Below are 11,328 nucleotides of genomic sequence, written 5' to 3' on the forward strand. Positions count from 1 at the left end.
CGCGCCTCCCGTGACACTCATCGGAGGACCGTTATCTCGCCCTGGTCGCCGTCCACTCGGATCCGGGCACCGGTCACAATGGCCGTGGTCGCCATCGACGTCCCGGTCACCGCCGGAATGCCGTACTCACGGCTCACGATCGCGGCGTGGCACGTCACGCCGCCGCTGTCGGTGACCACCGCGATCACACGGTTGAAGACCGCGAGCCATTCCGGCGACGTCATCGGCGCCACCAGCACCTCGCCGGGCCTCACTTCGGCGATGTCGGCGGCGGTGTGGACCACCCTCGCCGGTCCCTCCGCCACGCCCGGCGAGGCCGCTGTCCCGATCACCGTGGTCACGAGCGCCGTCTCCCTTGCCAGACCGACTCCGGACGGCTCTGCATCAGCCAGACCCGGCGCTCGCCGGGTGACGTCCGCTCGACGGCCCACTCCACGTCCTGCGCCGCGTCGAACAACCTCTCTGCACGGCATGCGAGTTCCACCACCTCCCGCACCTCGTCGTCAGCGAGGCAGGGGACACGGCGCCGAGCAGCGGTCACGTCCCGGTCACCGACGACTCCGTCCTCGCCCAGCCGGAATTCGCGAGCCTTGGTGCCGACCCGGTGTTCCACGATCGTCCCGCTGTGCTTGCCGACGAGGTAGTAGTCAGGTACGACGGCGCCACTGACGACCGCCTCCCCCAGGCCCCAGGAGGCCTCCACCACGACATGCCCGTCGTCGCCGGTCATCGGATCGACGGTGAACGCGACGCCGGCCACCTCGGCCGGTACCAACCGCTGAACCGTGACACTCATCGCGACGTCGTTCTCGACGACCGCGTGGTGCCGGCGATAGGCGATGGCCCGATCGTTGTACAGGCTGGCCCAGCAGCGCAGCACCCGGTCCCGGACCGCCTCCGGCGTCCGCACACCCAGATAGGAGTCGTGGGCGCCGGCGGCGGTGAGACCGGGCAGGTCCTCGCAGACAGCCGACGACCGGACCGCGACCGGCAGGTTCTCCACGTGGAATCCGCGCGACAGGATCGCGTACGCGTCGTCCAGCTGAGCCGCCGTAGCCCGTGGCAGGCCAGCTCGCTGAACCAACGCCCGTGATTCGGTCCCGCATCGGGCCAGCGCGGCCGGATCGCCGGGATCGACCGACGACACCGAGGTAGCCAACCGGCCGACGGCGCCGTCACCTTCGAGCGCCGCGCGAAAGGCCGCCGCCGACACGGCGAATCCGGGCGGTACCGGCAGGCCGGCTCCGGTCAGAGCGACCAGGCTCCTGTTCTTGCCGCCCCAGTTGTCGCCGGACACGGGACTGCCCCGGCTCAGCCAGGTGATCATCTCGGCCGCCATGTCAGAATCCCATGGACCGTACGGTCGGCCGTCCGTGACAGCCAGCGATCGCCGCATCAGCCCTGGATCCGGAGAGGGTCGTCCGCTCGGCGCCGTGGATCTGGTACAACCCTCGGCGCAGGCGCTCGCGAGCGGAGTCCAGGGCCACGTGCTCGCCGCGGGCTAGGGCCAGGACCTCGTCGCGCGACAGCTGCCGTACGCCGTCCACCGGGTCGATCTCATCCCGCACCAGCGCGAAGACTCGCGTGAACGCCTCATAGGCGACCTGCGTCGTCTCCGACGTCGCGCTGCGGATCGCCATCCGTCGCAGGCCCAGCGTGTCGAGGTTGGCCGCGACAGTGACGCTGTGCTCGTCCAGGGACAGCTCACGTGCGGCCTTCCGCCGCCGGTCCAGCCAGTCCCGGACGTCCTTGGTGGCGCGCATCGCCCGGGTTTCCAGTTCCGGCGTGGACAGGGTCTCGTCGTGTGCCCACCGCCGGAGCATCGACTCGAACGGATCGGCGCCGACATGCCCGTCGATCGCTCCGGTTTCCACGAATCGATCCAAATGCCTGCGGAGGACATCGTCGCGCTCGTCGGGGGTCCACCTCTGGCGCCGCGCGGCCAGGAGGGTCAGCCACCATTCGCTCGCCTCCTGGACCGCCTTCAAGCCACCGTGGCCCGAATAGCGGGGCAGCGATCCGGCCGCACCGTCATGGATCCGTGCCTGCACGACCGCATCGAGATCCTGCTCCGCGCCGGAGGTGAACAACGGACTGGTCGCCTGGAAGTAGCCCTGCAAGACGGTATACGCGTCGAAATAGGCGACGAGCGCCTGAGCCGTACGGAGATGGGGGACGCCATGTCGCCGGGCGGTCTCAGCGCACGCCTCGGCCGCCCGCAGGCACCTGTCGCTCGCCGCGACGGCCGCTCGCTCGTAGTCGGCGACGGCACCCTCGTCGCCGACGAACATCCGTCCGCGGTCCGCCGCGCTGGCAGCGTCGGTTCGGCTCACATAGATGGTCCAGACCGCGTCGCGCCCCTCGGCGAACGCGTCGGTCACCCCGCAGCCCGGCAGCTCACGAGTGTGCGCGGACTGAAAACTGTCCATCCAGCACTGCAACATATGGAATCGAAGGGATCCGCGGAATTGAATCTCCCACTCATTCGCAGGCACTGAAAACATCATTTGATAGCCAGGAAGCCTTCGAAGCAGACATACTTTTGAACCGTCATGTAGTCAACGAAACCGGCGCGGGAGAGAAGGTCGATGTTGCCCCGCGTCGAAAACGGTTCCAGAACATTCTTCAGACTTCTGCTCTTGGCGACAATATCGTCCGGGGTGTAGCCCTGACTGAGCTTGTATTCGGTATACAACTGAGTCATGACGTCCTGGAAACGCGCATCGGGTCCGCGCACCTTCTCGAATATGATCAACGCGCCACCCCAGTTGAGCGCTTCGTAGATCTGGTCGAGAACCTCCTGACGCCATCGCGGCGGCACGAACTGCATCGCGTAGTACATGACGATCAGGTCGGCCTTCTCCCACTTCATGTCCCGGAGGTCAGCCTGCACGATCTCCACGCCCGGCAGGCCACCGCAGCGGTCCCGCGCCAGCCCCACCATGTCAGGCTCCCGATCCACGCCCACCATGCGCACGTCACGGCCCTGGTGGCGGCGGGCCAGGCGCTCAGTCAGCGCACCGGTTGAGCACCCGAGGTCATAAACGGTGCTGGCGGGACCGACGAAGAAGTCGGACAGCTTCTCGACCAGATCATGTCCGGCCTGGTAGAACGGGACGCTCTTGGAGACGTGATCATCGAAGTTGACGCTCGACTCGCCCGCGAAGGACCAGGCCGCGTTCAGCGCATGTATGCCGTCGCCAACCGCCGTCAAATCTTGCTCAGCTCCAGTAGTCATCCGCCACCTTTTCGCTAGAAACGCCCCGTCAGGTGGTACCCGAACCGACTCGAAGGCCAAAAAACCCCACGAGCTAGTCGATCTACAGCATTCGATGGACCATGATATGCATCCACGGGATGGGTTCGCAACCACACAAATGATCTCGATCTATCTCTTCACATTCCGGAGAAAGCAGCTAGCCTCAACGGTCATGCGTGCGTCTTCGGGGAGTCCCATGCCATCCGACGACCCTCCGGTGCCCGTCTCCGGGTCCGAGTCGGTCGACGCGAAACTGAAGTCCGAGGTGCTTGAGGCGGCCGAGGCGCTCCGTGAGCGCATCGCCGCCGGCGACCTGAATGTCCAGGAGGCACTACGCCTCAGAGATCTGTTGACCAACCGAATGCTGGCCTCCAGCCCGAATCCGCACCGGTCCGGTTTCCTGGATCCGGACGGAACGCTCCGCATCGTGAACTGGGCCGAGCAGACCGGCGACGAGACGCTGCGGGTTCCGGCCTCAGCGCGCGCGCTGACCATGCAGGGGCACCTGGCTTCCGGCGAGCCGCTGGTCGGAAACGGCCATCTCGGCGCCGACGTCATCCGCTGCGCCGCCGGCGGAGGCTTCGCGCCACACACCCACATCGGCGATCACTTGCTCTTCGTCGTCTCGGGCAAGGGCACGATCACCTACGACGGCCGCGTCTACCCCACGAACCCGGGTCAGGTCTACTTCGTGGAAGGCGCGGTACCCCATGCGGTCGGAGCGATCACCGACCACGTGCTGCTGTCAATCGGCACCCCACATCGAGCTGTGGACGCGGACGACCGGCAGACTATCCGTGAGTACGAGTCCGTCCTGGCCGAATTCGGTTCACTGCGGTGCGAGATCTGCGGCATCAAGGCGGAAGCCCCGGAGAGACTGGGCGACCTGGGCTGCCCGCATTGCCCCAGCCGCTTCATGTGATCTGCGGATTCGGTGCCGGTACGCCGCCAAGCGCTCGATGGGTTCATTGGCGCTCCAGACTGGCCGTCCGGCGGCTCGAGCGTTCGAACGCTCGGAGGATGACCAGTCCCACGACGATGAATCCGGCGGCGAGGCCGGCTTCACGGCCGAGGAGCGGAACAACCGAACGCAGGGTATCGCCGTCCGCGAGCAGTCGGGCCGCTTCGACCGCGTGCGTCAGGGGCAGCCATTCGCTCACCGCCCGCAGCCAGGTGGGCAGAGCAGCCAACGGGACGTTCACACCACAGACGACCAGCAGGATCCCGACAATGATGTTGGAGAACGTCGCCGTCTGCCGAACCTTCAGCCCGAGCGCCGCGTTGATCAGCCCGAGGCCGGTGCACGAGGCCGACGCCAGTGCGACGACCAAGGCCAGCGGCACCCATCGGTCCGGCGGGATATCGACGCCGACCAGAACACCGCCCACCCCCAGACCGAACATGGAGACGATCCAGCCATTGGCCACAACCGGCGCAGCACGCCCGAGGAACAGCGGGACGCGAGACGCCGGTGTCGTCAGGAGCAGTCCCAGCGTCTGCGTGAAACGCTCGCCTGCGATCGTGTGCCCCATCGCGAACAGGCACGGGACCGCAGCACCTTGCAATGCGTTGCCGATGAGGAAGAAGCTGTCCGATTCGATACGAGCGGCACGTCCCACATAGACGAAGAGAAGAATCTGGAAGAGCGGCGCGACCAGCAGCGTGGGAACATAGATCCATGGATTGAGCCAGTGGAACAGCGCGCGGAAACTGATCAGCCCGCCGATCCAGAAGATGCGAATCGCCGACAACTACCCTCCTACGTCAATGCGAGCGTGGCCTGACGGCGGGCCGACTTCAGCAACGATCGGCCGATGAGGGCTGCCATCAGGGCATACGCGCCACCGAGTACGGCGCACACGAGCAGCGAGACCCAGGGTGACGTGCCCGAGGCGGCCTCCCGCATGGCCCGCACGCCCCAGGTGGGCGGTAGGACGTACGAGAGCGGGCGAACCCAGACGGGGAGCAACGCGACGGGAACCAGCAGGCCACATAACAACCAGACCGGGCACTCCAGTAGCGAACCTATCGCCCAGGCCGACCGATATCGGACCACCGTGACCGAGAGCAGGAAACCGATCATCGCGATGGCGAACACCAGCACGACAACCGCGCAGCCGAAGGCGATCGGCTGCACGATGTGCAGGCTCATCCCGAAGACCAGCCATCCCCAGATCAAGGTCGCCACCATGCTGTAGAGCCCGATCGTGGCCATCGCCGTGGTGATCGATGACAACACCAAGGCGAACGGCATCGGTGCGGAGACGATCAGCTCCAGCGTGCCCAGCCATCGCTCCCGCTGCAACGCACTGCTGGAACTGGCCGCAACCGACGACCAGATGCCCATCACGGTCGCTCCCAGTCCGGCGTAGAACACCAGTTCATGGTCACCGGAGATACGGAACATGAGAAACGCCGTGGTGGCGAAGAACAGCGGCCAGACTATCTGCAGGATGCCGGAGAAGGCGTCCGCGGCCAACATCTTCAACTGCAACCACCAGACAACGGCAAATTGCCTGGGGATACGGCGGGCAGTCCGCCCCCATCGGCTCATCGTTCACCGATCAGTTCGACGTACGCATCCTCGAGCGTCGGCTCGCGGGACGCTACCCGACCTACTCGGACGTCTCCGATCCGCCCCAGAACCGCAGCGGTGAGTTCGGCTTCCGAGTCCATGCTGACGTGCAGCACTTGAGATTGCGTACGTGCCTCGACCGTCACCGAACGAACCCCGTCGAGGCGCCGCACGTCGTCGACCGACTCATCCAGGACCCCGAACGTCTCCACCTCGAGCACCCGGCCGCCCCTCACCCGGCTCTTCAGATCGGCCGGAGTCCCCTCCGCGAGGATGCGACCCGAACCTATGACCGCGATGCGGTCGCAGAGTTCGTCGGCCTCGAACATGTAATGCGTGGTCAAGAGGATGGTCTTACCCTGGCCGGCCAACGCCGCGACGGTGGCACGCAGTTCACGGGCACCAACGGGATCGATGCCGATCGACGGTTCGTCGAGGAACAGGACCGCCGGGTCGTGCAGCAGCGCTCGAGCGATATGCAGACGCTGTCTCATTCCGCGCGAATAGCCCTCCACGCGTTCCTTCTCACGACCGCGCAGGCCGACCAACTCGAGTAGTTCGCCGATGCGAGCTCGCTGCGTACGAGGTGGGACGGCGTAAAGCTCCGCGAAGTAGCGCAGGTTGTCCTGCGCGGACAGACGGTCGTAGAGCCCGCGATCGCCGCCGAAGGCGTAACCGATTCGCCGCCGCACCTTCACCGCGTCGCGCGCGACGTCGTATCCCAGCACCTTCGCCGAACCCGAGGACGGCAGCAGCAGAGTGATCAGCATCTTGATCGTGGTCGTCTTGCCGGCACCATTGGGTCCGAGAAGCCCGAAGATCTCGCCGCGCTCGATCACGAAGCTGACTCCGCGCACGGCCTCGACCGTCTCCTTCGCCCTGCGCAGCACGCTGGTCCGTGACGAGAAGCTGCGCCGGAGATCGATCGCCTCAACTGCTGACATATATACACAATAGACAATAAGTCGCCATACTGATACCCCTCTTAGGCTTGTGACGCCTCATCCTGGTGACGCAGCTCAGCGGACACCGCGGCGATCCTGCCGAGCAACGCCCTTGCCTCGGCCTCCGAGACGGCCCGGAAGTAGATGTGCCACATGAAGGCTGACGAGGTGCCGGGCCGATCCGACCACCGCACGCCGGCGCGCTCCACTCTCTCCACCCCGGCCAATCCGGACAGCCTTCTCTCCTGCCACCGGAGGTCACCGGCCTCGTCGGACACCACCCCGGCCAATCCGGACCAGCTCGCGGGCGCCGGCACCACCGGAGGTGGGCTCGATCCGAGTTGCAGACGGACGAAAGCACCCCAGATGTCAACACCGTGATGCAGGAGGAGCGACTCGGGAATGCCCGCTGAGGCCGGGCGCAGCGCGATCTCGCCCAACAGCGTGCGTTCACCGACCACGAGCAGTTCGGCGTGGAAGACTGCGCCCGACACCGGTATTCCTGCCAGAAGGGTATTCATGAGCTGCCCGGCGCGCTGTGACAACGAGTGTTCCGGTGGCAGATGAAAGCTCGCCTGCGTCGTTCCGATCGAAACGAGCAACGGGCGGTCGTAGGCGGAGACCACCATCGTGAGTGCGCCATCGTCGGTGAAGTAGCCATCGCAATGCAGCTCGACGTCGACGTCCAGAGCCTCCTCCACCTGCCACGGCCCCGCCGCTGCTCGCAGTCGCGACATCGCCGCGCCCACCGGCAGACGCTCGACATCACGGCATGCCGCGCCGATGGCCGGCTTGACCACGACCTCACGAACCCCGTCCAAGACCGAGGGGTTCGCCAGAACCTCGTTCGAGGGCCAAGCCGCCGCCATCGGGACCAGCGGCGCAGCCCAGAGCCGCATGCAGCGTTTGTCGGTGACACCCAGCGACTGAATCCAGTTCAGACCCGTCAGGCCGTGGGCGTCGCGGAGCCGGCCCGCCAATGCCATGTTGCGTTCTGCCGTGGCGACCACATGGGTGCAGCCGTACCGGGTGATCGCGTCACTGGCAGCGGCGAAGAGCGCGTCCGCCGATCCAGGCCCTCCGGCGACCCGGGGAGCCTCGATGACCTCGGTCTCCGGAATCTCACGCAGCGAGCGCCGCGCGTGCTCCCGGAATGGCGGCAAGATCAATACCCGTCGCGACGCCACGCTCATGACTTCCTCTCGTCGGCAGAAGTCCTGCTCAAGCCACCCGGCAAGCCTCAGTGAAATATCGAGCCACGTACTCGAGCCGTTCTTCAACCGCTTCCTCGTCCGGGCCTTCGACGAGGATCTGTCCAGCTCGTGTGGTGCTGCTCAGACTCATGTCAGGCGCCCGCTCACCGGGATGGACGTACACGCCGCAATCGACCACCCCAGGAAGCGTTCGCATCTCCTCGGACGATGGGACGGCTTTGATCTCACCGAGCGGACACGCGAGCAACGCCCATCCGACGGCCTCGTCGCGTCTCGTGGGCACGACGACGTGATCGGCTTCGCCCGCGAGATGGAGCCGAAACGCCTCACTGTGCAGATCGACCCCGAACTTGTGGCGATAGGCCAGCGGGATATAGAGCCCTCCCAGACGTGCTGCGCATTCACCGAGGATGAAGCCGTCAGGGCCGTCGAACACCTCCATGTGAAACGATCCCCGGCGCATGCCGAGGGCGGCCACCACACGAGCGGCGAAATCATTGGCCCTCGCGTACAACTCGGGCGAGAGCTTCGGATCCGCCACCACCCCGCCCATCCCCCGGGAGCCGCGCTTGAGCAGATTGAACAGGTAGCGTTCGACACCGAGAAACGCGATGCGGCCGTCCACCACGAGCCCGTCGAGTGACCCCTCCGCTGCGTCCTGGAAGGCCTCCGCCATGATGCGGACCCCCGGCCGGCTCGCGCACACCCGCGAGATCGTCGATCGCGCCTCCACGGAGGTGGACACCAGCTCGGTGTCGACCGTGCCGGCACCTGCCACCGGCTTGATCACGAGGGGGTACTCCAGCACGTCACATTGCGCGACCATCTCCTCGAGATCGCCCTCCAGCTCGCACCAATCCGCAACAGGCAGCCCCGTCGCGCGTACCGTGGCCTTCTGAAGAGTCTTGTCGCGGAATCGGCAGGCCACGGCGGGATCCGGGCCGCGTACCCCCAAAGCGCTCGCCACCGCAGCCGCCGTCACCATCGCGTACTCGTCCTGGGTATAGACGGAGCCGATCGCCACGCTGGACGGCAGGCGAGCGAGACCCATGAGCACGGATTCCGTCGACGTGTGGTCGTCGACCGGGACGTGCCACTGAGCAGACTCCGGCACCTCGGTCAGCCGCGGGAACCGCCCGGAGCCGACCACAACGACCGGCGCGGGAACGTTCCGTAGCGTCGTCATGGTCTGGAAGTTGGCACCCAGGACAACGGTGTACATCTTTACTCCCCACCTGGACGAACTGACGAGAGAAGCTCCACCACGGACCGGACCGGGTCGAGCCTTACGAGATCGCCCGTTCGAAGGCGGTCGGTGGCGACCCGGGTGCCAACGATGCAGGGCACTCCGGAAGCTCGGGCGATCACAGCGGCATGGCAGGTGAGCCCGCCGAAGTCGGTGATGATCCCGGCCACCCTGGCACACGACGGGACGAGTGCCGGATAGGTCATGCCGACCACCAGGATCTCGTCGTGGCCCAGCCGCTCGGCCTCGGCCAGTTGCTCCTCCCGGCTCTGCCCGGGTGGGAGCACCCGAACCTTCCCGACCACCGGGTCACTTCCGCTGACACCCAATCCCGGCAGGAGCGTGCCCGGCGGATCGCTCACGTCGATCCCTCCGCGACGGGGAGCCAGCGTGGTGACCAGTTCCCGCGCGGCCGCTCCCTCCGACAGCTCCTTGCCGCCGCGACGAATGCTGCACACCCCGAACCGCAGGCGCATGCGGACACGTTGCAGGTCCACCGGGGCTCCAGCGGCCAACGCCACCACCTCGGCACGGGACAGTTGCCGGACTCCGTCCGGGACGTCGAGCCGGTCCCCCACCGTCTCGAAGACGGCTTGGAAGGCCGGATAGGCGGTATGCGCCGCGCGCGTGAACTCCTCACGGACAGCCAGGCGTGTCACCCCGAGCAGGGCGAGGTTGTCGGCCAGCCCTCGTGCCCGCTCGGTGAGGTCGAGCCCTTCGAGCAAGCGATCACGGGCCTGTAGACCCTTCTGCGCGGCAGAGGTGATACGGCGCAGTTCGTCGGCGAGTTCATCGACGGAGCGACTACTGTCACGTTGCCATCGCTCCTGACAGATCGCCAGCGAATCCACCCCCAGCCGATCACTGAGGGCGCCCACATACTCGAACGCTTCGGCATGCTGACGGAGTATGCGGTCGCGCTCGCCGGGACCGATCGGCTCCCGCCCACCCGGCAACAGCAGCCGCAGCCACTCGATCGATTCCTGGAACGATCGAAGTCGCCGCGAATCGCCGGAGGTCAAGACGACAAGGGCGTCGGGAGGCGCCTGCGGATGCGCCGTCAACACCGCCGCCAGTTCGTTCTCTGCGTCGGCGGTGACGAGAGGGCTCGTGCCTTGGTAGAGACTCTGCAGGCGGGTGTACGTGGCGAAGAAGTCGGTCAGGGCAGCGACCGCAACCGGGGACGGAACATCGGCTGCCGCGGCACGGCACACTCGCGCAGCAGCGAGACATGCCTCAGCAGCCGTGGCCGTGGCCGCGACGAGACGTCCGACGGCATCCCGGTCAGCCACGAACCTCTGTCCATCATGCGCGATTCGCGCCACGTCCTCGTCACGGAGAAGCACCGTCCATTCCGCCTCCCGGCCGATCGACAGCACCTCTTGCACTCGGGACGACGGCAGACCGGGAACGAGGTGGGAACCGAAACTGTCCAGCCAGCACTCCAGCAGATGGAACCGTGAGCGGCCACGCAGCTGAACCTGCCAGCCGTCGAGCACAGATACACCCCCCGCTGTCCGGAATGCGCCCACAGCACGGCACACGCTCCCGTCAGACATCGACGAGATGTCATATCCAGAGGGGACCTTAACAGAGAACCGCCTCGCGGCATCCGATAGAAACCTGCCGCCGTCACGATTGCCGGTGCCTGTCGTCGCCGGGCGGTGGTGTCGAGCTGATGTCGCCGCCGGCCGGGCGGAACACGGACTCGATCACGCCGGGCAGCGCGAACCGGTAGGCCATGAACCGCCGGTAGGTACCCAGGATGCCGGTGGGGGCGGCCGAAGCGCGTCTGTGTACCGGCTGCGGTCCATCCGCTGGAACAACTCGCCGGGAGCGGCCGTGAACCACTGTTTCCCGTCGAAGTCACACAGCCTCCCGGCGGCCACGAGATCAGGTGCTCGGGACCGGTTCGGCAAGGTCGGCGGCGTAGCCCGCCCGGGCCGTCCCGGGGGCGGCGGCATCAGCGAGTGTGACCTGCACTGCCCGGCAGTACTCGGCATGCGATCGCCCGCCGGCCGCCACCCCACCGGGTTCGGTCAGCACACCATGGACACCACCGGCACCGACCAGCGATCGTTCATCGGTGG

At 66.6% G+C, this 11,328-nt stretch carries 12 protein-coding genes; 1 reads left to right on the forward strand and 11 read right to left on the reverse strand.

The features are described 5' to 3' along the window. Positions 1-17 precede the first annotated feature (17 nt). The 4 genes from Aco03nite_RS48815 to Aco03nite_RS48830 all read right to left on the reverse strand — a co-directional run bounded on the left by Aco03nite_RS48815 (position 18) and on the right by Aco03nite_RS48830 (position 3,238). A complete protein-coding gene (locus tag Aco03nite_RS48815) occupies positions 18-341 on the reverse strand; it encodes a PEP-utilizing enzyme (RefSeq protein WP_203809381.1) in 324 nt (107 codons plus the stop codon). Further along, positions 338-1,339: a PEP/pyruvate-binding domain-containing protein gene (locus tag Aco03nite_RS48820; protein ID WP_203809383.1), complete on the reverse strand. Its 1,002-nt coding sequence runs from the start codon at positions 1,337-1,339 to the stop codon at positions 338-340. The genes Aco03nite_RS48815 and Aco03nite_RS48820 overlap by 4 nt, the downstream gene beginning before the upstream one ends. A 1-nt stretch (position 1,340) precedes the next feature. After that, the gene (locus Aco03nite_RS48825) at positions 1,341-2,381 is read right to left on the reverse strand and encodes a hypothetical protein (RefSeq protein WP_203809385.1); all 1,041 of its coding nucleotides are present in this window, start codon (positions 2,379-2,381) and stop codon (positions 1,341-1,343) included. Positions 2,382-2,503: 122 nt separating this feature from the next. Next, positions 2,504-3,238, reverse strand: coding sequence for a methyltransferase domain-containing protein (locus Aco03nite_RS48830; protein ID WP_203809387.1), 735 nt, complete (start codon positions 3,236-3,238; stop codon positions 2,504-2,506). Positions 3,239-3,377: 139 nt separating this feature from the next. Here Aco03nite_RS48830 and Aco03nite_RS48835 point away from each other — a divergent pair, with 139 nt between their 5' ends. After that, positions 3,378-4,181, forward strand: a complete 804-nt coding sequence (locus tag Aco03nite_RS48835) for a cupin domain-containing protein (RefSeq protein ID WP_203809389.1) — start codon at positions 3,378-3,380, stop codon at positions 4,179-4,181. A gap of 43 nt (positions 4,182-4,224) precedes the next feature. Here Aco03nite_RS48835 and Aco03nite_RS48840 read toward each other — a convergent pair whose 3' ends face one another. The 7 genes from Aco03nite_RS48840 to Aco03nite_RS48870 all read right to left on the reverse strand — a co-directional run. Next, complete coding sequence (locus Aco03nite_RS48840) at positions 4,225-5,010, reverse strand: ABC transporter permease (protein ID WP_203809391.1); 786 nt, start codon at positions 5,008-5,010, stop codon at positions 4,225-4,227. Positions 5,011-5,018: 8 nt separating this feature from the next. After that, positions 5,019-5,813, reverse strand: a complete 795-nt coding sequence (locus tag Aco03nite_RS48845) for an ABC transporter permease (RefSeq protein WP_275415996.1) — start codon at positions 5,811-5,813, stop codon at positions 5,019-5,021. Further along, the gene (locus Aco03nite_RS48850) at positions 5,810-6,778 is read right to left on the reverse strand and encodes an ABC transporter ATP-binding protein (RefSeq protein ID WP_239146058.1); all 969 of its coding nucleotides are present in this window, start codon (positions 6,776-6,778) and stop codon (positions 5,810-5,812) included. Before Aco03nite_RS48850 ends, Aco03nite_RS48845 begins: the two co-directional genes overlap by 4 nt. A 41-nt stretch (positions 6,779-6,819) precedes the next feature. Further along, a complete protein-coding gene (locus tag Aco03nite_RS48855; protein ID WP_203809395.1) occupies positions 6,820-7,971 on the reverse strand; it encodes an ATP-grasp domain-containing protein in 1,152 nt (383 codons plus the stop codon). Positions 7,972-7,999: 28 nt separating this feature from the next. Then, positions 8,000-9,214, reverse strand: a complete 1,215-nt coding sequence (locus Aco03nite_RS48860) for an ATP-grasp domain-containing protein (protein WP_203809397.1) — start codon at positions 9,212-9,214, stop codon at positions 8,000-8,002. A 2-nt stretch (positions 9,215-9,216) separates the two neighbouring features. Continuing rightward, complete coding sequence (locus Aco03nite_RS48865; RefSeq protein ID WP_203809399.1) at positions 9,217-10,737, reverse strand: PEP-utilizing enzyme; 1,521 nt, start codon at positions 10,735-10,737, stop codon at positions 9,217-9,219. A gap of 394 nt (positions 10,738-11,131) precedes the next feature. After that, the coding region (locus Aco03nite_RS48870) for a hypothetical protein (protein ID WP_203809401.1) at positions 11,132-11,328 on the reverse strand (197 nt) is incomplete at its 5' end.

Source organism: Actinoplanes couchii (assembly GCF_016862075.1).
Lineage (GTDB): Bacteria > Actinomycetota > Actinomycetes > Mycobacteriales > Micromonosporaceae > Actinoplanes > Actinoplanes couchii.